The sequence below is a fragment of the Sporosarcina pasadenensis genome (genome assembly GCF_047228845.1).
GTDB lineage: Bacteria > Bacillota > Bacilli > Bacillales_A > Planococcaceae > Sporosarcina.
Genome location: NZ_JBFEGM010000001.1, coordinates 189,048 through 213,740 on the forward strand (window position 1 = coordinate 189,048; position 24,693 = coordinate 213,740).

Consider the following 24,693-nt stretch of genomic DNA (forward strand, 5'->3'; position numbering starts at 1 on the left):
AAGCCTTTAAGTATAGAGTTAATTACCAGATCCTATGTTAATGTTTTTATTTAAATTTTGTAAGGAGGGACAAAAACCATTGTACGATACTACTTCAAAAGATAAGTTTTTTGAAATTTTGTTTAGCCAGGAAGAAAAAGAGAATCACTTAGCACTCTTAACATTAGCTAAACTTGATATTCTACCGCCGAAATTATATAGATATCGACCAATCAACGAACACTTAGCTGATACACTAAATAATGATACTGCTTTTTTAAGCCCTGCGTATAACTTTAACGACCCTTATGATTCTGGTTTAACAGTCGATTATGAAATTCATTTAAATAGAATTAGAGAAAAGGTGTTATTAGATTTCAGCACAAGTTTTTTTCATCTTTATCCAAACCGAAATCTCGAAGATTTTTTCGGCGAAATAAAAAACCTTTTTAAAGATGTTCCGTTAAAGGACTTAGGACGGTTGTTAGGGAATTCACTAAACCAAGACGAACTAACTATCCAAGACTTAAATTCAAAAATTAAATATATGACTGAACAAACAAAGGAAACTTATGAGGATTACATAAAAAGCCTAAGCGAATTGTATCAGTCAACTGTATATGTAGCGTGTTTCACTGAAACTCATGACAACATTCTTATGTGGAGTCACTATGCCCAAAACCATGAAGGTATTTGCATTGAATATGACTTCTCTAGTCTTGATTATACGAGTAGAACAATACAATCACTTTCACCTGTTAAATATACAAATAAGTTGTTTGATACAAATGACTATTCGAATAGAACTCCTATAGATGAAATTCAACTAGCTGCCCTAAGTAAATTTGATAGTTGGGAATACGAAAATGAATGGCGGTTAATATCTTTTATAAAAGAAGAACAACGTTTTCAATTGATTAAGCCTACAGCTGTAATTTTCGGAACTAAAACTTTAAAAGAAAATAAAGAGTGGATTTCAAAGATATGTGAAGAACGTGGAATTCATACAAAACAAGCAGAATTAAGCCGTACAGAGTACAAATTACATATAATATAGGCTGTTTTGAAAAGGTTGTTGCTATTCAACTAACGTGGCAGGTTAGTTTAAAAGTGTTGTTTAACTTGTGTTTAACAATCGGCCAGATTGCGAAAGATCGTAATTAATTTATGGAGGCTGGATTAACGGGAAAGCAGGTGCGGTTTTTGAAGGCATTTAAAAAAACAATCGAATTTCTAAATAGAATGAAAGTCATCGACATATGGGGGGACAGAAACGAGGGCTTATCCAATGATGACAAAGAATACATAGGCAGAAAACCAACTCAAAATTCTTATGGGCTTATAGGTATGATAATGGGTGGAATTGCCTTCACATTTGGAGACCGATATGGCTTTATTCCTGTTATTGCTCTTATCTTTTGCATAGTTACCTTTTTTACTTTTGACAAAGAAAAAGAAGATAATCCTTGGCCATTTTATGTAGGTATAATACTTTCTCTGATCGGATTATATCTGTTTATTACGGGACAAGTTCATTCTCTGATAATCTAATACTTTTCCTTGAAAGGCTTCTCCAACTTGTAACACCTGTAAGACTTGCCTTCCTAATTGTCGGCTACTTGTTGCGTTAATAATTTATTGAACTAACGGGTAGCTTTACTCGAAGATCGTAGCTGTTTAGACGGCTCTTTCTTATTTAACTAAAGGGGGCAGTTTAGTTGAAGAGTGTTGTTCAGCAATCGGGCCATTTCGTTGAATACTAACAGGCGAGAAATAAAACGAGTGCAATTGTTAAATTAGGCGGCAACCTTTCTGCTAACGGGTCAGGATACTTGAATAACAAAGGGCGAATAATAGAATAAACAAGATTTGATTATTGGAGTTGAAATGTGTGAGCCTCTCGCCTAGCGTTCCGCATGGCATCGGGCGGGCAGCAGCCGGACAGGACACGCCGCCTGTCGGCGCTGCGCTTCACCCTTGTCCTTGGGGACGGGAACGGCGTTACGGGCAGATGCAGCGAATTTATATTTTCGGAAGTAGGGAAGAAAAATGATTGAATTAAGAAAGATTACCCACGATAATTTTGAGGCAGTGTTGAAGTTAAGCATAACAGACGATCAGAAAGGAAATGTGGATTCCAGCATATATTGTTTGGCTAAAGCCTATGTAAAGATACTCAACGACGAAAAACCTCCTATAATCTTCGCTATATGCAACAATGATGAAGTCATTGGATATGTCGATATTGGATTTTACGAACTGGCGGAAGGTTCACTTTTATGTGAAAAATATGGAGATAAATCTACTTATGGACTTAATCGCTTTATGATTGATAAAAAGCATCAAGGCAAAGGATTTGGCAAACAAGCAATGATGAAAGTTATTGATTATATAAAGTCGTTTCCACAAGGAAAAGCCGATGCAGTTGCTACATCATATTGGATGGTAAACGAAGCCGTCCGGAAGTTGTTTGCGTCTGTCGGTTTCGTTGAAACAGGAGCGATATGGGACGGACAAACAGGGGGTAATTGGAATGCAGAAAGAAAAGATATAGAGTATGCAGAAGTAGGTGCCAGACTCGGATTATAAAGCTAACAATTTGAATAGTGCATCGTACAGTATAAGACCAACTATGCGAAGTCAATAGCAAAAATGCAAAAAGAAAGCACAACATTAGCCGTGCAAAAAAGTGCACGCTTCCGCGAACCGTAATGTAGAGCAGTTTACTTCAATAACAATCTTCAGCAATCGGGTGCTTTAGTGAAAATATTACAAGTAAATATACGTCAAAAAAACGCTCTGGAATGAGCGTTTTTAAATACTATTTATATTGTAATTTGCTGTTGAAATACATGCCGATTAGATTAATACTGTCAATAATTCCTGCCCTTAACTGAACTGTTAAATAAATTATTGGATTTAAGGTTCAATCAATCTCTGTTGCATTTTCTAAAAGTTGCTCTACTTCTTCTATCAAATTTGAAGCTGAAATGTTTAAGTTTTCAGCAATAATAAAAAGCGTTGAAATTGTTGGCTGTCTTTCGCCTCTCTCAAGCATTCCGACGTAAGTGCGATCAAGGTTACATTTCAATGCTAGTTTTTCTTGAGACAACTTTGCCTCTGTACGATGCTTCTTTAAAACAATCCCATAGGCCTCAATTACATTCATTTTATCACCTCTCAATTTATTAACAGATAAATTGAAGGTTTATTCGACCGACTATAGTCATCTAAAATGGAAAGTGGTACAATAGATTTGAGTGGGAGCCGCTTATTGCTAATTACTAAGAGGATGATGGTAAACCGAAAATGAAATTAAAGGAGTAGGGAACTTTGAATGAAACCACTTATCATTTTTCATTAAATTATAATATTAATCATTTAGGCACCGAAGTTATAGAAACGCGTACTATTAAGAGGGAATATAAGAGTGATACATCTAATTCTTTACAATATCTTAAATCAGATATGAAAACATATTCCGTTGACGAGGCAGATGAACGAATTGTAGAAATGCTTGTTCCTGAGTCGTCTCTGGGATTATCAAAAAAAATTACATCTGATCAATTCGAAATGTTTATGTACAAGTATTATGACTTATTCTCGGTTGATATTGCTGAGCTGAAGTTGGGTTAAGAAATGAAGTTTAGAGCAATGATTATTATTTCTCGCTTTCTAGAAGTTTCGTAAAAGAAACTTCTTTTTTTATTGCTGTGCATCAATAAAAGTACTTACATAGTTATCTGAACTTCTTTCATCTTTTAAAATGAAGCTGCAAAAACATTTAAAAGTTAGACTAAATTAAGGGCTACAAGAGGGTATTAGTCGTCACGGAGGCATTTAAAACGATTGTGAAAAACCAGGTATATCAAAGGTTTGAAGGATTCAGGCCTATGAAGTCGTTCATACCCAAAACTGGGTATATCTATAATAGACCCACTTGTAGGTATGAAGCTAAAGGATACACCATGGTAACGATTAACCGTGACTAATGATAGGTACTTGATGATGAAGCATATTTAAGTTAGCAAAACAGAATAATATCAACGTTGCGTCATGGTATCTATAAATAGTATCTACTTCTGAGAGATAGATAAATCTCCCGAATAACTGCTGTATAAGTGTATTACTCCGTATATTGGTATCTTTTAAACGTATCGGTTAATCCAAACGAATAGGGAAACACCTTGAAAATTAGAGGGAAACTATAGTAAATATGTTTACATGGCATTTGTACATGGTATCTGTTATTGGTAACGGATAAAGGAAACTCCTTTCTTTGATGTATTCAGCTATTAATAGTGGTGACTCACTTGCTATTCAAACTTGTAGGTGTTTCGTGTCAATTTGCATCACTATGTAACTGTGCTTCTCCGTATTGTTCCATTGCAATACATTAAAGCATCACTTTGATTAAAAAGATCATTAGGTCTTCGAATATAAGAGTTGGTCAAGTATATTGTTTATGTAAAACGAAAATATATTTTCAATATCTGATGACTTTTTGATGAAAGGTAGATGACAAATGAAGACAGCAGGAGAGGTTATTAATTATTTGAATGAAACGGGTGCGAATGTATATGAAGTTAGTGAGCAGTTAGGATTAGGGACCAGTACTTTGCGAACCAGGTTGATTAGATTAGGATTTAAAGAGCAAGAGGGGAAATGGGGGTACACAGGTGATTCAGATAAGGAACCAAAAGACATAGACGTCGTTTCCAAAAAGCGAATGACAACAGCGAAAAAAATCTCAACAGTGACTCGAGAATCGAATATTTCTAAAGACCATTCTATTCATGAAGCATTAATGCAATTAAATCTTACGAATAAAGCTGCTGTTAGAACAACGGTTACTTTACAGTCTGATTATATTGAAGAAATGAAAGTGCTTGCTACTAAAACCCGTTTACGACTTTCAGATCTGTATACATTGGCTATACATGAATTACTGAATAAGTACCGTGCAAATTAAATAAAGAAAGGGTAGGGGTGTTTTATGGCACTCGTACCCTTTTTATATTTTGTATACTAGGCTCAGGTTTTATTGAATTAAGCCAATTAAGGAAGGCTTGCGCTTTTAGAAAGGCTTCAGAAAAGATTAACCCTTCATGTAATCCCTTTACTCGCTGCACTTTATATTCCAAATTAAAGCTACAGCATGAACAATCATTTTAGGGGCATGAAAATAGGTATATAAAAATCGCCCTAAAAGTATGGGAGAGATTGGTATATATATCTGCAACATGCCCGCCTCTACATGAGACAGTGCTAGTAATTGTCTTGTGAAGTCTTTTGAAGATTGATAGAATAGTATCAATATTATTAGGAAGAAATTTGTAATTTTGACTTTCACTATAAGAAGTGGAATTTATATTATTTAATTCTATAGGAGGAGTTTTATGGCTGAATTCATTAAATATGAGATGTTGGATATTAGTGCGCCAGAGGTCACTCATCAGTTAACTAACCAACAGTTAATACTCGGTACATTAATCGCTCCAATTGATAAAATTAAGACTTTTTCTGATAAACAATTTGAAGATATTATCAGAGAATGGGCAGACGGTTATTTGAAGACAAAATATAATAAAGTATATAGATGTGGCGGCGCAGGAGATATGGGGAGGGATGTTATCGGTTATAAAAACTATCGAGAAGAAAAGGAAAATTTAATATGGGATAACTATCAGTGTAAACATTATAAAAATGCTTTAAACCCTTCGGATATTTGGTTGGAGATTGGGAAGTTATGTTATTACACATATATTAAGGCTTATAACGTTCCGCAAAATTATTATTTTGTATGTGCTAACAGTGTATCTATAGCGCTACATGACTTGTTAAATGACCCAGAAGAATTAAAAAGGCAATTCATTGAAAATTGGGAGAATAGTGTTAAGAAGAAGATCACTAACACAAAGCATATCGAGTTAGATAAAGATTTGTTATTGCACATCGACACCAATATTGACTTTGGTATCTTCACATATTTAGATCCTCATGAATTAATTGAACAACACAGACAGACACCGTATTTTTCTTATAGATTTGGCGGGGGGCTTCATAAGCCAAGACCTAAACCTTTAGCACCTCCAGAAGAAGTGCATGAACGTGAACTTACATACGTTAATAAACTTTTTAGGGCATATGAGGATTATACAAAAAGTAGCATAACTAAAGAAGAAGAACTAGGATCATTAATCGGTCATTTTCAAAGACAACGGACTCATTTTTATCAAGCCGATTCATTGATGAAATTTGAAAGGGATACTATTCCTCCAAATGTAAATGCCTTTAAAGAATTAAAAGATGAACTATTTTATGGAATCGTTGATACCGTCGAAGATAGAAGTTTTTCAAGTGGATATGAAAGAGTGAAAAGTGTAACTGAAAAAGCTAGACTAATGAATTTAACGAACAATAATCCTCTAAATTCAGTTTTAACGAAAAATGATCAGCATGGAATGTGTCATCATTTGGCCAATGAAAATAAAATAGACTGGGTGACTTCTAATGAGTGAAATTAAATTAATCAATACCCCACTCGAAATAGGGTTAAGAACATTAATAATATTGGATGCAATAAGCCCCGACGTAATAGACCTAGACAGGCTAGTGATCTATGATTACTTGATATTACATACAGGAGATGTTCTAAAATGTGAAGATAGCTTACATCCCCCTACGCCACATAGATCGGGTGAATTATTTGTAAGAAGACAACTAATTCAAGATGGACTGGAATTAATGGAAAGTAGAGAGCTTTTAAAGAAAAGTTTTGAAGAAGAAGGGATAGTTTATTCTGCTAATACTCTTACCGGTCCGTTTTTAAGATACTTTGAAACGGATTACTCGCATAAACTAAAATCAAAATCAAACTGGGTGAAATTACATTTTAAAGATTACTCTAATAATCAGTTGAAAGAGTATATTCGAAATAACGTAGATAGATGGGGAGGAGAATTCGTAAACGAATCTTTCTTAAGGAGGGAGATTTAATGGGTGGTTTTACTATAAACAAATTGATGCTGATCGGTCCGATGGTTAAACCAGTATTTGTTGGATTTGAGAAAGGATTAAATATAATAACTGGACCTTCAGATAGTGGTAAAACATATATATTTGAGTGTATAAATTTTCTGTTAGGATCGAGTGAAAAGCCTAAAAGTATTCCAGAAGGGAAAGGATATGAAACTGCTCTATTGGAAATCACTACAAATGGCAAGATTGTAACATTAGAGCGACAACTTCAAGGAGGAGTCATTAACCTTTATTTGAGTGATATTAATGAAATAGGTTCAGTAAAACCTAAGTTACTATTTGAATCTCACGTAGCGGGGAAGACTAATAACATATCAGGCTATCTCTTAAGTTTATCAGGGTTTACAAAAACAAATTGGATTAAGAAAAATGGGAATAATAAGAAGATTTCCTTGAGTTTCAGACATTTAAGAAATTACATTACTATTAGTGAGGAAAGAATAATTTCAAAAAAATCTCCAATTCACTCAGGACAATACGCTGATGCCACGCTGGAGAAATCAGTTTTGAAACTACTTCTAACCGGAGAAGACGATAGTCAATTAGACGAAACGGAAAAACCTGAAATAATAAAAGCTAAGGTATTTGCTAAGCTGGAAATTTTGGATGAAATGATTGAGAATACAAGGACTGAGCTGAATAGTTTTAATACGAAGGAGGAAATCCAAGATGATGCTATCTTGGAAATAAAATTGTTAAAAGAGGAATTTAGTGTTATCAATCAAAATATTGATAACCTAAATATAAAAAGACAAGAAAGTTTAGAGGACATTAAATTTAGAGAATCTAGATCTATTGTAATAAATGCATTGTTAGTACGTTTTAATCTATTGGAAGAACAATATAATGCAGATATTAAGCGATTAGAATTTATTAACGAAGGCACCCATTATTTTTCCCAACTCAATACGGTAAGTTGTCCGTTTTGTGGAACGCCTATTGAGAATGATAAGTGTCAAACTTCAAAAGAATTTGATGTGGAAAGTGTTAATATGTCTTGTCTGGCAGAAATAGATAAAATTCAACTTAATATTAGAGATCTAAAAAAGTCTTCCTCTGATTTAAAAAAGGAGCTAGAAGAAATTAATAACGTCTTGTATAAAAAAAGACGGGAATATGAAAAAATTGAAAGTGATATAAGTGAAGTTCTAAGACCAAAGTCGGAAGAAATTAAAGAGAAAATTGATGAGGTATTAAAATTCAATCAAACCTTTATTGAAGTAAAGGCATTAAAAGATAAATTAGATGACTTCCTAATCTTGCGTGAGACTTTAAGTAATCAAAAAGATACAAAGAATATAAATAAAACAAATGCGGTTGAACTAGTAAGTGTACTTAATGATTTAGATTTTAAGGATTACATATCAAATATTTTAGAGGGATGGGCTTTCGATAATAAGCAGGAAATTGAAGTTGAATTGGAGGAAGTTTTAGTTGGAAGAAATAGGGTTATAGAGCTTTTGATATCAGATAAGCAACGCTCCGATTTTGGTAAGGGATATAGGGCATTGTTATACAGTGCTTTTGTTATTGGGTTATTACGCTTTTGCAAGAATAAGAATCTTCCACATCCTGGTTTTGTAATTCTAGATTCTCCTGTTACTACATTCAAAGAAGCAAAACAAAAAAGTAAAGATAATGATGATGAAATAGTTCCGAATAATATCCAACAATCGTTCTTTGAAGACCTTGCGAAAAATTACAAAGATACTCAAATTATTCTCTTTGAAAATAAAGTACCACCCATAAATATCAATAAGGATATTAATCTCATTGAGTTTACTAAAGACCATACTCAAGGTAGATTTGGATTTTATAATGTTTCGAAATCTTAACCCTTGAAGAAAGAGTCGTCTAGAACATATAATAGGTGACTTTTATTAGTGAATTCACAAAATAGGAGGATCTACATTTATATGAGCTGTTTTTTCAAGGTTTTTGTAAACAAAGATAAAAAAGCTATATTATAAGTGAGTAAAAATTAATAACTCAAAGTTGTATTCAACTGAAGAACTCTATTATTTAGTAGCTGGAGAATTTAATATTTATGCATGTGTTGTTATATTCAAAATAATGATGTCCCGCCCTTATTGAATCAGGAATTGGATAAGTTTGATGTAAGGCCATTTCTTCATAATTATCAATTGCTTGAAACGCGAAGAAGTCAAGCATCGGCTTCTTCGCAGTAGAAGGCGAGTGGTTCAACATGATGCAAGCGGATATCGTCGACCCAACAAAAGTTACACGCTCCGCACTTCAAAACGCTACAACCGTGGCGGCAATGTCTTTTCTGCGGATGCAGTCGTTGCAGATCTCCCAGAAGCGAGCTGGTGCAGGCGGCGGCAAGCCTGGCATGGGCCGTATGATGATGTAATAAAGGATAGAGAAATTGTTCATTCAGATCGATACTAATTCTTCTTCAACTCGTCATAGATCCAATCGACATTCCCAGCGACGATCTGCACTTCCGAGACGTCGCTGACGTGGCATCATCTCACTGTCCAACCGACATCAATTCGGCCTGTGCGACCTCCGAAGGCTCAGCGACGAGGCCTATCGGTATTCATGAGTTGATCCATTCCTCGTACCGCGGCTCCTTCTCGATGTTCGCGCGCAGCTTCGTGTGTTCAATGCGCCAGGGGTTATGGCGTGGACGCGGATCACTTGTTTGCCTTATTCCAGTACAACGTTCTTGATTAACCCAGCAATACCGTTCTTTGAAGCGATATACGCAGGAATCGTTTTGTCACTGCGCACGTTAGCAATAGTGACTATCGAGCCGCCGCCACGCTCAAGCATTGGTAGATGTTAGAGGGGAAGCCGCAATTAATTTACGACAGGGACTGGAGAAATAAATTAGATGATAATTTTTTACCTACAATCCATAAGCGGAATTATGAATAGGATTACAAGGATAACTTAACAGTCTACGTTCGTGCGTAAGGACCTTAGAAGAGCTTAGGGGCATATTTACCTCGATTAAAAGGATAAGGCGCACACACGGCATTTTGGAAACATTAGATGCAATTGGTCTCATGCAATATAATTACATTAATTTGAATGATTTGGGATGGTAAAAGCGGATAGTACCTAAAAAAGAAACACAATTGCAGCCGTGAGTTTTGGATAAATTAGAACCATTACTGATTGGCAATAAATTTAAATTAGGAGCATAATCTAAGTTCTCTAGAATTATGTTAAAAAACTATTGACTTAGTGCAAAGTTATGTTAAGATGTTAATAAATTATACGACAATCCAATATTCGGAAAAGGGAAAACCCCAATTTTAATTGCTTGTTGAAGCGGAGCCACGCATTCAATAGGTTATTAGAATTGGGGTTTTTGTCGTTTGAAAAAGGAGATAGTTAATTATGAACAACTTATCAATCAATGAAAACAGCACCATATTGGAGTGTTATGCACATTTTAATGAGCATCACAATCATTCAGAGAACACGAAAGCCGCTTATCACAAAAATATATATGCATTCCAAGAGTTTATGGAAGCTGAGCAAGTTGATCCGAGTGTGAAAAACATCAACTTCTTATTAGCCAAAGCATGGACAACTGAGCTGCGTGAAGAGGGATATAGCGAGAGAACAATTAAACAACGGGTAGCTAGCCTTAAATCTCTTAATAGTTACCTTATAAACCTTGGCATTTTGAAAGCAAATGTTTTCATAGAAGTTGATAAAGGTGTTGTTAATAGTAATGGTCATCACTAACGAGCATTATCTCTAAAGGAACTTTATGAGGTGTACAAAGCTGCTTTTAAGCTAAATCAGGAAGGGAAAAATGTACTAATGCCAACATTAATCGCCATGTATACCGGTTTACGTAATTCCTCTTTATGTAAGCTACTGGTTAAATCTGTAACGGCGGAAGGGCGTTTGGAGTTTAGTCATAAGGCGGCGGATACAAACTCGAAAAACAAAGACTTTATTTTGCCTTTGCCTCCAAAATTGTTTGCGATGCTGCAGAAGTACATTAAAGATTGCAACTTAGATTCTAATGAACAGCTATTGTATGGGATGCGTGGCAAGCCATTAGAGAATAAACAATTTAATGCAATCACAAGAAATTTATGCATTTCTCTTGGTTGGATCACGGTGCGGGATTGCAAGCCAGGGGAAGTGGCGGCTGATAAAAATTCAGTCATTGAAGGTAGAAAGTTATATACAAATACAGAGAAATATTTTACCCCACACGGATTCCGATATTCTATATCGACAATATTTAGTGAGATGGGTGTTATGCATGATAGTATCAAGTATTTATTGAATCACTCCGATTTTGAGAAGGGGAACCTCAAGAGCTATATTTTAAGCGATCAAAAATATATAAAAGAAATTCAAACTGGACAATTAATTATCGAAACTCTCTTTGAAACAGCGTTAAACTTAGAACGAAAAAATAATATCACTTTAGATATTGAACGAATTGAACACGATCTCCCTAATGTATTTGCATTTGTTAAGAGAGATGAAAATGAAATTCATCAATTCCAAAACTATATAATCAATTTTGCATTCACACAAGCTCAGCAGCAACTTGCAAACACTCGCATGATAGAAAAGAATATTCCATTTGAACAATTTGGATATCCGCAACCGCAATTGATGGAATATCAGACACCATACCAAGTAAATCCGTATCAGCAGCAACAAAGTTATGGTTATAGGCAAGAAAGACCTGCGTATAGCTATGGATCACATTATCCTAGCTTTTATAATCCTTTGAAATAATGTCTATAAAGCATTATAAACCACTAACCACTAACCGCTTTTTAGCGGTTAGTGGTTTATAATAATATTATGTCTACTATTAAAATCTGTGAAATTGAAAAGTAAACTGATTTTGGAACGTATAAATCCTATATAGTTCATTTAGACCTTATTTATTTTTTTATAGCACAAAAGAATCGATTGCTTTCTTTTTTTGTTCAAAGTCTACATGAGTGTACATCTGAGTTGTAGCTAGGCTTTCATGGCCAAGTAGTTCTTGAACAATACGAAGATCCACGTTTTCTTTATTTTCCTGTAGCAGCAAGGTAGCAAAAGTATGACGTAAATGATGTAATGAAAAGCGTTGTGGCGGCAAACCTGCTTTTTCAAGTATTTCTTTAAATATCTTATGTAATCCGCGGGGATCTAGGGCGTTTCCATTTTTATTTAGAAATACAGGCTGAGAAGGGTGTATCTGATGCTCTAAACGACTCATATGATACTTTTCAAACAATGGGATCGTAATTGGATGGAGGGGAACTAAGCGCTCTTTTTTCCCTTTACCATATATCGTTACTGTTTTGCTATCTAAGTTAATCTGTTCCCATATGAGACCGACCAATTCAGAACGTCGCATACCTGATGTAGCAAGAAACTAAGTGCAAAGCGACTTGTGTTTTGATCTAGATATCCAAAGAGTTTGCGTAGTTCAGGTAACGTCATATACACAGGAAGTTTATCATCGACTTTTGGTCTCTCAATACCAATCATGAAGTCATTATCTAAAAAGTTTTCTTGCGTGCAATATTTTGTAAAAGATTTAAGACTAGAGATTTTCCGATGTAGAGTACGTGGTTTCAGTTGATCTTTTGCAACTTTTTCTTGGATAAAGCGGCGTACAATCGTTTTATTTATATCGTTCAGATGTAGAGAACGCTCGTGCGCAATTAGAAAATCGTGAAACATTTTCAAATCTAAAGAGTAACTGGAAACCGTATTTTTCGAGTAATTTTTTCAATCTCGATGTAAAGGATAAACTCATCAATAGCATCTTGCAGCAACATAGTAACAAGCACCTCCAAATGATGTGAATGAACGATAATAAATAATGTGTACGGAAGAAGGGAATTATCGTTCGGTAAGGCAATTATGGTTCAATATTATTATGAGGAACTTATGAAAAACAGGTTCCTAATAACCGATATTATGGGGAGTTCAGGGGGCAAACCCTTATATTACGCAAAAATAGTTTAGTTTACATAATATATATTATAGGAAGATGAATATCACAATGAAGTATACTTATAACAGTGAGACGAAACCGATTTTTTTATGAAACAAAAAACCTGCCGCGGATTATAAAATAACTTCAGCTGCAGGTTCTGTTTGTTTCTCTTCTAAAACAATATTTCTTCTTTTCATTTGAATGAAAAACAACAACGTCAAACTTAAGCTGATCACTCCAAAAATAATGACCATCGTCTGTAGCCCAACGATATCTAAAAATGCCCCTGCGCTTAACAATACTACTTGGAACATGATTCGCTCCAACATATTTCGGAATGAGAAAAAACGTCCATGGTACGCTTTCGGCATCTGTTTCTGAAATACGACCATTGCTGTTGGGAAAAAACATCCTAATGCAAAGCCCAATACAGCAAATGCAGCCAATGTTAATACGATATTATGTGCAAAAAATAGCATGAACTCAGCAACTGCCACCATTGATGCAAAGAAGAATAAAATGACCGTCGTCTTCCATTTCCGTGTAATGAACTTTACTGCAAATGACCCGATCATGAAGGCAATCCCTTCAAACGTATAAATCAATCCTTTAATCGATGCGGAATCTTGAATTTCACTAATATTGATAACAATGAGATTGAATGACCCGATAAATAACAAAGGGATCATCGTCATAATTAGTGTCATGCCGACTGCAGGATATGCTTTCAAAACGGGAAAAACTTCCATGAACCCGCCTTTGTCTCCATCTTTCCGTTGGGAGCGCCCACTCCCCTTCCCTTCATCGATCTTCAGCATCATCGTGAAGCCCAACAGTGCCAGATACGCAATCATCGATACCCAATATAATGATGCCAACGACCAGTAAACGAGCATGACGCCTGCGAGAGCTGTACCGATGACACGTGCTATTGTAGCAACGTTCATATGCATTCCGTTCATCGTCAGCAAATCTTTATCTTTAACGACAAGAGGGATAGCTGACTGTAATGCCGGAAAATAAAAAGTTGCAGATAATTGGATGGAGATGATAAATGCAACCATCCACCAGACAGATCCAGTTGCAATGGCTAGCAACATGAATAGAACACTGACGAGCCTTCCCATACCCGCTACAATCAATACAGTCTTTTTCCTCGACTGATCAATGATCCGACCTGCTGTCGGACCTGCAATGATGCCGGCCAATAATCCGATGGATAAAATCATCGCCTTTACGAAATCAGATGGGATCTTCTCTTGTAGAAACTCCAGATTACCAATGATTCCTGTCCACAATCCGAGTCCGGCAATCATTTCTCCCGCAAGAATGATCCAAACGTTACGGTTTTTCCACATGCGCATTCCCCATTATTCTTTTTTGTTTTATTTCGACTTTCGAACTATTATACGTTAAAACCTTCCAAATGTCACTACATCTTTAGACGTACTAAAACGCCTGCCGACATCTTGCCAGCAGGCGCTTTTCATCAAGCTTTCGTTTCAGCTTTCACTTCTTTATATAGAGCAGTCACTTTTCCTTCTTTGCTTTCGTCAACCATCGAACTTCCATTCGAATAGCGATCGACGAGCCGCAATGATCCGGCATCGACAGCAACTTTATTATCTTTGCTAGTCGATAGGATGATCGTGTCGCTAGGTTTGACAAATTGAGTGCCAATAATCCGATGCGGATTCGTTTTCAACTCTTTCAACACAACTACGCCCCGCTGAGCCCTAGAGGCGACCTCCAATTCCTTCAAAGCCATCCTCTTGACTGATCCTCTATGTGTGGCAATTAGGATTGACTCAGCTTCGTCACGTACGACGAGCATGGAAGCAAGCTTGTCATCCGTCCTCAAATTGAGGCCTCGTACACCAGCAGTCCGTACACCCGTCACTGACAACTCAGTGAGTGAAAACCGCAACGCGAATGCCTGTTCGCTGAATAGGATTATATCTTCTTCACCCGATACGAGTTGCACATCGACTAACCGGTCGCCTTTTTTCAAATTCATCGCCTTGAATGTTCGAGAATAGCGTTGCACTTGGAAATCGGATAGCTTCGACATCTTGACGTTTCCGTTATCTGCAGCTGTCAATACTAATGTTTGTTCGTCAAAGCTTTCAATTCCGATTGCCGAGATGATTTCCTCATTCGGTTCAAGAGAAATGATACTTGATATGTGTTGACCGAGATCCCGCCAGCGGATATCCGGCAATTCATGCACGGGTTGATATAGATAATTTCCGAGAGAAGTGAATAATAGCAAATGGTGCTGCGTATTCATGACCGATTCCAACAGACTATAATCGGATTCCTTCATCTCTTGGCCGGTGCCGTTAGATGCACTGTACGAACGTATGCTCGTCCGTTTCACATAGCCGTCTTTTGTCACCGATACGACGACTTCTTCGCTCGGAACAAGGATGTCGAGGTCTACTTTGATGTTTTCGATCTTCTCTTCGATGACAGACCTTCTTTGTTCAGAGAATTGCTTACGGACCTCAAGTAACTCCTTCTTAATGACTGTGGAAAGCTTTTTATCGCTTTTCAGAATAGCATCCAACTGATCGATCAGCTTCCTTAATTCTGCATCCTCTTTTTTCAACTCAGTAATATCCGTATTCGTCAATCGATATAACTGGAGAGATACGATTGCTTCTGCTTGAACTTCGGTAAATCCGAATTTTTCAATAATATTATTCTTCGCATCCCGCTTGTCTTTTGAAGCCCTGATCGCCTTGATCACCTCATCAAGGATCGATAAAGCTTTCATCAAACCTTCCACGATATGCAGTCGGTCTTTCGCTTTCTGGATATCGTACTCGGAGCGTCTCGTAACGACATCTTTTTGGTGGTCGATGTATGCATCTAATAGCATCGGCAACGACATAAGCGTCGGTCTTCTATTCGAGATAGCGACCATATTAAAGTTATACGTTACTTGAAGATCGGTATTTTTCAATAAGTATTGCAAAATTGCATTGCCGTCTATATCTTTCTTCAATTCCACAACAATTCGCAGCCCAGTACGGTCTGATTCGTCTCGCACATCTGCAATGCCATCTAGTTTTCGATCCAACCGGAGTTCGTCCATCTTTTTCACTAAATTCGCTTTATTGACATCATACGGAATTTCAGTGATGACAATTTGCGATTTACCTGCTTTTAACGATTCGATTTCTGATTTTGCGCGGATGATGAAACGGCCTCTGCCTGTTTCATACGCAGTCTTGATTCCATCTGTCCCTTGAATGATTGCACCAGTCGGGAAGTCAGGCCCTTTCAATACAGTCATCAACTGCTCTACGGACACGTTAGGTTCATCCATTCTCATCAGTACTGCATCGATAACTTCGTGTAAAGCATGGGGTGGAATATCTGTAGCATATCCAGCGGAAATCCCGGTAGATCCATTGACGAGCAAATTCGGGAAGCGGGAAGGCAAAACGGTCGGCTCGGGTTCTGTATCATCGAAGTTTGGAATGAACTCCACTGTGTTCTTACCAATGTCACGTAGCATTTCCGAAGCAATTGCAGATAGCCTTGCCTCCGTATATCGCATTGCAGCTGCCGGATCGCCATCTACAGAACCGTTGTTCCCGTGCATTTCAATCATGAGATGGCGGAGTTTCCATTCCTGGCTCATCCGGACCATCGCGTCATATACGGAAGTGTCTCCATGTGGATGGTAGTTGCCGATGACATTCCCGACTGTTTTTGCTGATTTCCTGAATGCCTTCTCATGGGTGTTCCCTTCATGGAACATCGCGTACAGAATCCTTCTTTGTACAGGTTTTAAACCATCCCTTGCGTCCGGAAGGGCCCTGTCCTGAATGATGTATTTACTATATCGTCCAAAACGGTCGCCAATTACCTCTTCCAAAGGCAAGTCTTGGAATCGCTCGGTTGAAGTCATTCAAAATCCCCCTCAACATGCAAAAATTCATTTTCTAAAATATTATGATCTTCGGTGCCGAAATCGACGTTCGACTCAATCCATTTTCTTCGCGGCTCTACCTTGTCCCCCATTAGAGTAGTGACACGACGTTCCGATTGCGCACCATCCTCGATTGTCACACGGATCAGTGTACGGGTTTCCGGATTCATCGTCGTCTCCCATAATTGATCTGCATTCATTTCACCGAGACCTTTGTAACGCTGCAGCATATAGCCACGGCCGATTTTTTTGATCGCATCGTCAAGATTGGCTTCCGTCCATGCATACTCTACTTGCTCTTTCTTGCCAGCGCCTTTTGAAACTTTGTAAAGTGGCGGTAGTGCGATAAACACCTTCCCCGCCTCGATCAATGGCTTCATATATCGATAGAAGAATGTCAGGAGAAGCACTTGGATATGCGCCCCATCAGTATCTGCGTCTGTCATAATGATCACTTTGTCGTAAGCGATATCATCAATTTGGAAATCAGCACCGACTCCTCCACCGATTGCATGGATAATCGTGTTGATCTCTTCGTTTTTCATAATATCCTCTAATTTAGCCTTTTCGGTATTGATTACTTTACCGCGCAGAGGCAAAATTGCCTGGAATGTCCTGTCCCGCCCTTGTTTCGCTGAACCGCCGGCGGAATCCCCTTCGACTAGGTACAACTCATTTTTCGCAGCATTCCTCGACTGTGCTGGTGTCAGCTTTCCTGTAAGGAGAGTATCCGAGCGCCGACGTTTTTTACCTGAACGCGCATCTTCACGCGCCTTGCGTGCGGCCTCTCTCGCCTGTTGGGCACGGATTGCTTTACGGATCAGGTTGCCGCTCAGCTCTGCATTCTCTTCTAGGAAATACAGCAGCTGCTGTGAGACGATTGCATCGGTTGCCGTTCTCGCTTCGCTCGTCCCTAATTTCCCCTTCGTCTGTCCTTCGAATTGGAGGATTTCTTCAGGAATGCGGACCGAAACAATTGCTGAAATGCCTTCCCGTATATCAGAACCGTCTAGGTTTTTATCTTTTTCCTTCAATATTCCAGTTTTTCTCGCATACTCATTGAATACGCGTGTCATTGCAGTCTTCGCACCCGTTTCGTGTGTGCCGCCATCCTTCGTCCGCACATTATTGACGAATGAAAGAATCGTTTCGGAATAGCCATCGCTGAATTGAAACGCAAATTCCACTTCAATCCCTTCTGCTACCCCTTCAAGGTATGCAACATCATGAAGGACGTCTTTCTCTTCATTCAAGTATGAGATGAACGCTTCGATACCAGTTTCGTAATGGAAGACATCATGCTTCTCGGTGCCTTCTTCTTTTAGGTCAATTTTCAAGCCTTTTAACAGGAAAGCTGATTCCCGTAAACGCTCCGACAGCAATTCATATTGATATTTAATCGTTGAAAAAATTGCTGGATCCGGTTTGAAATGGATCAAAGTACCTTTTTCTCGTGTCGTTCCGATCTCTTCTAATGTAGTGACCGGCTTTCCACCATTTTCGAACCGTTGCCTATATTTCTTCCCATCACGAAAAATCGTCACTTCCAGCCACTCGGAAAGGGCATTGACAACTGATGCGCCTACACCGTGTAGGCCGCCACTCGTCTTATAACCTCCTTGCCCAAACTTTCCGCCAGCGTGAAGGACGGTCAAAATAACTTCTACCGTCGGCTTTCCCGTCTTATGCATTCCCGTAGGCATCCCACGTCCGTAGTCCCGTACGCCAATGCTGCCGTCTTTGTGTATCGTAACGTCAATTTCAGAACCATATCCTGCTAGCGCTTCGTCAACTGCGTTATCGACGATTTCATAGACAAGATGATGAAGCCCCCTGGAATCCGTGGAACCGATATACATTCCCGGCCGTTTCCTTACAGCATCAAGGCCTTCCAGCACTTGAATCGAATCATCATCATATGTGTAAATTTCTTCCTTCTTCGTCAAATCGCAACCCCCATCAAACGAATGTTCTCTTTTTATTTATATACTATCGTATCGCTTCCTGTAAAGCTTGTCAAATCAACGTTTCAAGAAGCTCGCTCAATTAATTGTATAGAAGAAACCGGCTGATTGCAATGAGATGAGGAAAATCTAGACAATTGGCTTATTACATTACTTGACACATTCCATTGTCGGCATTCATCTGTTCTGCTAAACTTGAAACACATATATACTCATTACTGATAAAGGGGAACATCATGGAAATTATCATTCTTATACTAATTGCTTATGTACTCGGCTCCATTCCATCTGCATTGTGGGTCGGCAAACTTTTTTATAGTACAGATGTCCGACAGCATGGAAGCGGGAATCTAGGTGCCACGAACACTTTCAGGGTTCTAGGAAAAACGGCAGGTCTGATCGTCACTATTCTTGATATTTTAAAAGGGACAGCTGCCGTGCTGCTTCCACTATTGCCTTATTTCAGTTCAGCAGGGATTCACCCGCTTCTACTCGGAGTAGTCGCTGTAATTGGCCATATGTTTCCTGTCTTTGCAAAGTTCAAAGGAGGCAAAGCTGTTGCTACTTCAGGCGGTGTTTTACTTGGATATAACTGGCCGATTTTCATTATCGTCCTCCTTACGTTCCTCATCGCTTTGAAGTTAACAAAAATGGTATCCCTCTCCTCTATGATCGTGGCAGTTGTCGGATTCATTTACTGTCTCGCCTTCTATATTTGGTCGGGTGATTTCTATCTAATGATCATTGTCGGTTTAATGGGCGTATTCATCTTCTATAGGCACAGGGCAAATATTGCTAGGATTAAAGCGGGAACCGAGCCAAAAGTGAAGTGGTTATAATACAATGGAAGCAGCGACCGAAAGGCGGGATACTGAAATGAAAATCGTTTTATCGGATGATGCACTAAATTGGTTTATAGAAGAGATGGAAGCCGAAACAGGCGATTATATAAAATTTTTCGCCCGGTATGGCGGTTCCAGCCCGTTGCACGATGGTTTTTCACTAGGAATCATGAAAGAGAAGCCTGACGAATTGGCGGTCGAAACGGAAATCAACGGTGTTCATTTTTATATCGAAGACAGGGACTACTGGTTTTTCGATGAACATGATCTCCATGTAGATGTCAATCCCAAATTGAATGAACTTGTTTATACGTACGAAAAAGCGTGATGGCCTAGCCACACGCTTTTTTTACGTCTAGACTCCGGACGCTAAGCGGATGCCTTAATTTCTGCAAAAACCGCATAAATACGGCAAATCGAACCCTTCGCCGTTCGATTGTCTCGGGGTCATAAGTCAAAGCTACTCTGTGGCAAAGACCGCCACGCCGTATCTTTGTCTTATGCCTGAGGCCGGCAGGATGCCGGTCATGCAGTCGTTGCCGCAGGAAGCGTCGAATCTAGACTGCGAACCTTTCCTATCAAGCGCCCTCCGCTTTTGTTATTCCGCAATTTCCCAATTTTACGCTGTAATCTATTTGTAAAGAAGTGGGATAAGTCTTCTGCTGGCTTGCAGTCTCGCAAACCGGCTTTTCCTTAGGTAAATATTCCCTCGAATTAACTCCCTTTTTCCATGCTACTATCGTTCACAGGTAAGACATTACAAATCCCAGGAGGCAAATATGAAACGAAAACTACTCTCAGCAGCATTAATCACTTGTGTCAGTGTCAGCTCACTCGCCATTCCATCATACGATCAAACTCAAACAGTCTCTGCCGCCACTATAACATCTCAAGCATCGCAACAGGCAGTTGCAGCAAAAGCGGAGCAATTGATCCAAACGGCAAAGAGCTTAATTGGAAAATCTACATATAGTACGGCAGTATACAAGCCTACATATCCGTATAAGTTTTCTTGCGCCACTTTCCTAATGTATATTTTTGATAAAAATGGCGTTGACCTAGCAACATACAATGAAGACTACATGATGCAGCAAGGCACCCCCGTTGCAAAAGGCCAATGGCAAAAGGGGGATCTACTCTTCTTCAGTAGTAAGGCATCGAAGGTCCCAGATCATGTCGCTATGTATATCGGTGATAATAAGGTCATCCACATGGCAGATCCCAAACAGAACATCATTATCGCCGACTTAAATAGCAAACCGTATTATACAGAAAGCTATATCGGTGCACGCCGTGTACTCCCTAGTTTAATGTCGGCCAATCCAGCAACGAAAGGCGATAAAATCGTCAGCCTTGCCTATGATTTGAAAGATAAGGCGACAATTGGATCTGTGAACAATGAAAGCACTAAAAAGTTCACGAGTACTGGTTTTGTTAATTATGTTTACAAAAACAACGGTATTACATTGAATGCAACGAGCCTTAAAGCACTTCAAAGCAAGGGTACGACTGTTTCCCGCTCCAACTTGAGGAAAGGAGATCTTGTTTTCTTCAATAGCGTGAAAGGGTCAACGAATCCTAGCTTGGTTGCCATTTATGCAGGCGATCATCGTCTCATCCTCCCGAATTCGGGTGGTGTTGTGACAAGGGTTATGCTTGTAGACTACTATAAAGATCATTATATTACGGCAAAAAGGGTTGTTACAGACAACACGGCAGTGGCACCTTCCGTATCCAAGCCGGCAACTACAACGACTGCGCCAACCGTGTCTAAACCGACAACAACGACTGCAACAACATCTGCGGATAAGATTGTCAACTTCGCACAAAGCCTTACGGACAAAGCTAAATTCGGCTATGTATACAATGAAAGTACATTGACATTCACAGGTGCTGGCTTTACTTATTATGTATATAACAAGCAAGGAATTGATTTGAAAAGCAAAATGGCTAGCCAGCAATCTCAAGTCGGGACTGCCGTTCTTAAATCCAATCTTAAAAAAGGAGATCTTCTCTTCTTCTCATTGGATAATAAAAGAACTCGCATCAGCCAAACGGGCATTTATATCGGCGGCAATCAATTTATTAGCCTTTCCACTTCTGGCAAGGTTGTAACGCAAAGCTTATCCTCTACATGGGCAACGCAAAACTTTATGAATGCGCGTCGCGTCCTTTCAAACTGAATAAGAATAGAAGAAGCATCTCAACGTCGTAACGTTGGATGCTTCTTTTTCATTTTACTGTTTCAACGACCTAGCAAATTCTATCATTCCGCGACTCGACATCGGTCCTTTTATCAGCACAATCGACTGATTATCGAATAAATGATCCAATCGATTTCCGATGTCACTCACATCCTTGAACATTCTTATATTCGCGGTGCTTCCATCCCTCATTGCTTGTCTTGCAATTTCTTCCGCTTTTTCCCCTATTGTAATCAGTGCATGGATGTTCCTTGCCGCGACCATGCTACCAATTTCCCTGTGGTATTTCTTTTCAAAATTCCCTAACCTTTTGATATCCCCTAGTATGAGAATGATTTTTTTTCCTTTTCCAACTTTGTCTAGCACCTTCAACGCCGCTTCCACGGACGTCGGGTTGTTCGTCCACGTATCATCAATAATTGTACATCCGTTTTTTCCGTTCGAAAACTCCAAATGCCTTTCCATGTTTTTATACGTATTCAGACGGGAAATTGCGTCTTTTAAATCCATTCCCATTTCATGAACCGCGGCCAATGCTGCAAGTGCATTGCTCACTTGATGCTCCCCGTACCCCTGAACAAAGACTTTATATTCCTTACGGTCGGCGTGGAGGACGAAATCCATCCCGCCTTTCCCATAAGTTATTCGAGAAGCCCTGTAATCCGATTTTGCATCTGTTCCAAAATAGATGATCTTTCCCGTGAATCCATGGATTCTCAGTTTTTTACTGTTCTGATCATCTGCATTTAAGATTAAGGTACCGCCATCTTTGATGCCACCGATAATTTCTTCTTTTGCTTTTATATACCCTTCTAAATTTACACACCCGTCCAAATGATGTGCGCCGATATTTGTGATGATTCCGATCGTCGGCTGATAAATCATGCACTGATGTTTAATATTTCCTGAATTACCGAGACCGTGCTCGAAGACTGCAGCTTCTGTATGTTCATCAATTCCCATCAAATAAGGAAATGACCGTCTTGGCTCGTTTTTACTACTTTCCGATGCATGCACGTTCCACGTAACAGAGAGCATATGTTTGATCATATCTTTCGTTGTTGTCTTCCCGCAAGTTCCTGTTATCGTCACTACCGGTATTTGAAATTGATTCCGATAATAATTGATAAATTTCCAATAGCTTTGGACCACGCTCGCTACTTGCATAACGGTAGTATTCGGCAATACATCTTTCACATTTATTGAGGACTTATCTGTGATGACAAGGGAATGGCCTTTTTTATCGATTGCTACCCAATTGATTGCATCCCCCCTATTTGCAAAAAGAAGGGAATTTCGTTTTGTGTGATCATGTCGTGTGTAATAGATGGCATCTTCCACTTTCCAATTTACTGGTCCGGTGATAATTTTTCCTTCGAGTAGTTTCCTGATGTCATTGACAGCTATCGGCTTCATTGCATTTCCTCCCTTCCACCGTAATTTGATCAGTCACTCTTTTTATGTTTTCTTATATAGTAAGAAATCCTCTGGTGGATTTCATTGTTGCCAAACATGTAAAACATAGAAAGGGATGGGGCATAATTCCCTTCGATCACCCATATCTTTCCTTTGCCATCAATTCCAATGTCAAATCCAATAATCGAAATTTTACCGGAATCTTTCCAAAGTCTCTTTGAAGCTTTTTTGCATACCTTTTCAATTCTTTTAGCGCAATGTTCAAGTGAAATTTCACTTTCCGATTCAGAAAGGGCGTTTTCCAACGTGAGCAATTTGCTTGCTCGGTTCGATACGAAATAATCTTTAGCGGCAACTTTTACGACTTGCCCTGTCACAATCCAGTTGCCTTCATCAAGTTGAGTGATGACACGCACATCGAATGGGTTCCCATTGATTTCTTTAAGAGATATCCTTCGCTGAACAATATAATCTTTTTGTGAAAGGTACTTCTCAAGTAAATAACGGAACAGCTGATCAAAGTCTTCTATGAACTTTCTGTTTCGCCTCTCATGCACCTCGAAAGTCATATCTCTAGTTGTTGCTATTTTAACGATTCCTCTTCCCTGTTGACCTACACATGGCTTGATGATTACCTCTGGATAGGCATTCAAAAATGCAAGCAATGTTTTTTTTGTACATAAATCCGTAGCTGGCAAGAATGCTCGTAAAGACTTTTTCAGATGAAGTGAATGGTATTGGCTCCATTTGCTATTACGTTCATGTAATATCGTGTCAGAAAGCCAAAACTTACCGGCTACATCTTTCGAGACCTCGACGACGATTGTATGGCAGCCGGGATAAGAGGCACCTAGCTTTTTCGCTGCAGTGGTCATTAAATTGTTCAGCTTCCACATATGGAATAGATCATAATAAGGATCGCTAGTTTCATCTACTAATGTGCTATGGACAATTTTCCAGTTTGCTTTAGAGGATCTTCTGTGAAGAGTAAAACGGCACTGGTATAGATTTGATGGATTTGTCGGGGCAGCTTGAATAATATAATGCTTTTTAGTGCAAATCTGCTTCGTCAAATATTCGAATGCTTCTTCTTTACTTAAAAAACGGAAGACCTCAATCTCGGTTGCCAATTCGAGCGCTTCATCATTTACCGAAATGCAGACTTGTTGCGGTCCCACTAGCGGTTTGATGATAAAGAAGTTATACCTCTCTAAAAAGGTGTAAAATGTCGCTTCTGATAAGAGTTTCGTTTCCAACAGATGCATTGATAAACTAACATTAGAATCCAAAATTCTTTGTTGACCAAAACGGCCCCGAATGCCCTTCACAGACTATCCTCCTCTGTTTATTTTCG

The 24,693-nt window shown here is 38.7% G+C and carries 22 protein-coding genes and 1 pseudogene; 15 read left to right on the forward strand and 8 right to left on the reverse strand.

Going from position 1 to position 24,693, the window contains the following annotated elements; genetic code table 11:
* The first annotated feature begins 79 nt into the window (after nt 1–79).
* The 4 genes from AB1K89_RS00975 to AB1K89_RS00990 all read left to right on the forward strand — a co-directional run bounded on the left by AB1K89_RS00975 (nt 80) and on the right by AB1K89_RS00990 (nt 2,568).
* A complete protein-coding gene (locus AB1K89_RS00975) occupies nt 80–1,036 on the forward strand; it encodes a DUF2971 domain-containing protein (protein WP_413052963.1) in 957 nt (318 codons plus the stop codon).
* Between the two features lie 137 nt (nt 1,037–1,173).
* Nucleotides 1,174–1,530: a cell division protein FtsK gene (locus tag AB1K89_RS00980; protein WP_413053423.1), complete on the forward strand. Its 357-nt coding sequence runs from the start codon at nt 1,174–1,176 to the stop codon at nt 1,528–1,530.
* Nucleotides 1,531–1,870: 340 nt separating this feature from the next.
* On the forward strand, nt 1,871–2,032 hold the full coding sequence (locus AB1K89_RS00985) for a hypothetical protein (RefSeq protein WP_413052964.1): 162 nt from the start codon (nt 1,871–1,873) through the stop codon (nt 2,030–2,032).
* The gene (locus AB1K89_RS00990; RefSeq protein WP_413052965.1) at nt 2,029–2,568 is read left to right on the forward strand and encodes a GNAT family N-acetyltransferase; all 540 of its coding nucleotides are present in this window, start codon (nt 2,029–2,031) and stop codon (nt 2,566–2,568) included. The genes AB1K89_RS00985 and AB1K89_RS00990 overlap by 4 nt, the downstream gene beginning before the upstream one ends.
* 337 nt (nt 2,569–2,905) lie before the next feature.
* Here AB1K89_RS00990 and AB1K89_RS00995 read toward each other — a convergent pair whose 3' ends face one another.
* Complete coding sequence (locus AB1K89_RS00995) at nt 2,906–3,148, reverse strand: helix-turn-helix domain-containing protein (RefSeq protein ID WP_413052966.1); 243 nt, start codon at nt 3,146–3,148, stop codon at nt 2,906–2,908.
* A gap of 164 nt (nt 3,149–3,312) precedes the next feature.
* Between AB1K89_RS00995 and AB1K89_RS01000 the strand changes: the two genes are divergently transcribed.
* The 8 genes and pseudogenes from AB1K89_RS01000 (at nt 3,313) to AB1K89_RS01035 (ending at nt 11,766) form a co-directional block, all read left to right on the forward strand.
* Nucleotides 3,313–3,615 (forward strand): hypothetical protein, encoded by a 303-nt coding sequence (locus AB1K89_RS01000; RefSeq protein WP_413052967.1) that lies wholly within the window; start codon nt 3,313–3,315, stop codon nt 3,613–3,615.
* 889 nt (nt 3,616–4,504) lie between these two features.
* Nucleotides 4,505–4,951 (forward strand): ribbon-helix-helix domain-containing protein, encoded by a 447-nt coding sequence (locus AB1K89_RS01005; RefSeq protein ID WP_413052968.1) that lies wholly within the window; start codon nt 4,505–4,507, stop codon nt 4,949–4,951.
* A 427-nt stretch (nt 4,952–5,378) separates the two neighbouring features.
* Nucleotides 5,379–6,500 (forward strand): ABC-three component system protein, encoded by a 1,122-nt coding sequence (locus AB1K89_RS01010; RefSeq protein ID WP_413052969.1) that lies wholly within the window; start codon nt 5,379–5,381, stop codon nt 6,498–6,500.
* On the forward strand, nt 6,493–6,978 hold the full coding sequence (locus AB1K89_RS01015) for an ABC-three component system middle component 2 (RefSeq protein ID WP_413052970.1): 486 nt from the start codon (nt 6,493–6,495) through the stop codon (nt 6,976–6,978). Before AB1K89_RS01010 ends, AB1K89_RS01015 begins: the two co-directional genes overlap by 8 nt.
* On the forward strand, nt 6,978–8,855 hold the full coding sequence (locus tag AB1K89_RS01020) for an AAA family ATPase (RefSeq protein WP_413052971.1): 1,878 nt from the start codon (nt 6,978–6,980) through the stop codon (nt 8,853–8,855). The genes AB1K89_RS01015 and AB1K89_RS01020 overlap by 1 nt, the downstream gene beginning before the upstream one ends.
* A gap of 298 nt (nt 8,856–9,153) precedes the next feature.
* Nucleotides 9,154–9,394, forward strand: a pseudogene (gene groEL / locus AB1K89_RS01025) (chaperonin GroEL); the annotation flags it as partial.
* Between the two features lie 998 nt (nt 9,395–10,392).
* Nucleotides 10,393–10,746, forward strand: a complete 354-nt coding sequence (locus AB1K89_RS01030) for a site-specific integrase (protein ID WP_413052972.1) — start codon at nt 10,393–10,395, stop codon at nt 10,744–10,746.
* 30 nt (nt 10,747–10,776) lie between these two features.
* Nucleotides 10,777–11,766, forward strand: coding sequence for a tyrosine-type recombinase/integrase (locus AB1K89_RS01035; protein ID WP_413052973.1), 990 nt, complete (start codon nt 10,777–10,779; stop codon nt 11,764–11,766).
* Nucleotides 11,767–11,926: 160 nt separating this feature from the next.
* Here the strand turns inward: AB1K89_RS01035 and AB1K89_RS01040 are convergent, their stop codons facing one another.
* The 5 genes from AB1K89_RS01040 to parE form a co-directional block, all read right to left on the reverse strand.
* Entirely contained in the window at nt 11,927–12,367 is a 441-nt protein-coding gene (locus AB1K89_RS01040; RefSeq protein WP_413052974.1) for a tyrosine-type recombinase/integrase, read from the reverse strand.
* Entirely contained in the window at nt 12,334–12,711 is a 378-nt protein-coding gene (locus AB1K89_RS01045; RefSeq protein WP_413052975.1) for a site-specific integrase, read from the reverse strand. Before AB1K89_RS01045 ends, AB1K89_RS01040 begins: the two co-directional genes overlap by 34 nt.
* Before the next feature lie 390 nt (nt 12,712–13,101).
* On the reverse strand, nt 13,102–14,328 hold the full coding sequence (locus AB1K89_RS01050) for an MFS transporter (protein ID WP_413052976.1): 1,227 nt from the start codon (nt 14,326–14,328) through the stop codon (nt 13,102–13,104).
* 131 nt (nt 14,329–14,459) lie between these two features.
* Nucleotides 14,460–16,892: a DNA topoisomerase IV subunit A gene (parC, locus tag AB1K89_RS01055; RefSeq protein ID WP_413052977.1), complete on the reverse strand. Its 2,433-nt coding sequence runs from the start codon at nt 16,890–16,892 to the stop codon at nt 14,460–14,462.
* A complete protein-coding gene (gene parE, locus AB1K89_RS01060) occupies nt 16,889–18,859 on the reverse strand; it encodes a DNA topoisomerase IV subunit B (protein ID WP_413052978.1) in 1,971 nt (656 codons plus the stop codon). The genes parC and parE overlap by 4 nt, the downstream gene beginning before the upstream one ends.
* 254 nt (nt 18,860–19,113) lie before the next feature.
* On the opposite strand from parE, the gene plsY reads away from it, so the two are divergent.
* From plsY to AB1K89_RS01075, 3 genes are all read left to right on the forward strand, one after another.
* Nucleotides 19,114–19,716, forward strand: coding sequence for a glycerol-3-phosphate 1-O-acyltransferase PlsY (plsY, locus tag AB1K89_RS01065; protein ID WP_413052979.1), 603 nt, complete (start codon nt 19,114–19,116; stop codon nt 19,714–19,716).
* Nucleotides 19,717–19,753: 37 nt separating this feature from the next.
* A complete protein-coding gene (locus AB1K89_RS01070; protein WP_413052980.1) occupies nt 19,754–20,047 on the forward strand; it encodes a HesB/YadR/YfhF family protein in 294 nt (97 codons plus the stop codon).
* 451 nt (nt 20,048–20,498) lie between these two features.
* Nucleotides 20,499–21,902 carry a C40 family peptidase gene (locus AB1K89_RS01075; RefSeq protein ID WP_413052981.1) on the forward strand — a complete coding sequence of 468 codons (1,404 nt, stop codon included), beginning with the start codon at nt 20,499–20,501 and terminating at the stop codon, nt 21,900–21,902.
* A gap of 54 nt (nt 21,903–21,956) precedes the next feature.
* On the opposite strand, the gene AB1K89_RS01080 is transcribed toward AB1K89_RS01075, so the two are convergent.
* Nucleotides 21,957–23,339 carry a UDP-N-acetylmuramoyl-tripeptide--D-alanyl-D-alanine ligase gene (locus AB1K89_RS01080; protein ID WP_413052982.1) on the reverse strand — a complete coding sequence of 461 codons (1,383 nt, stop codon included), beginning with the start codon at nt 23,337–23,339 and terminating at the stop codon, nt 21,957–21,959.
* Between the two features lie 29 nt (nt 23,340–23,368).
* Entirely contained in the window at nt 23,369–24,667 is a 1,299-nt protein-coding gene (locus tag AB1K89_RS01085) for a YheC/YheD family protein (RefSeq protein ID WP_413052983.1), read from the reverse strand.
* Nucleotides 24,668–24,693 lie beyond the last annotated feature (26 nt).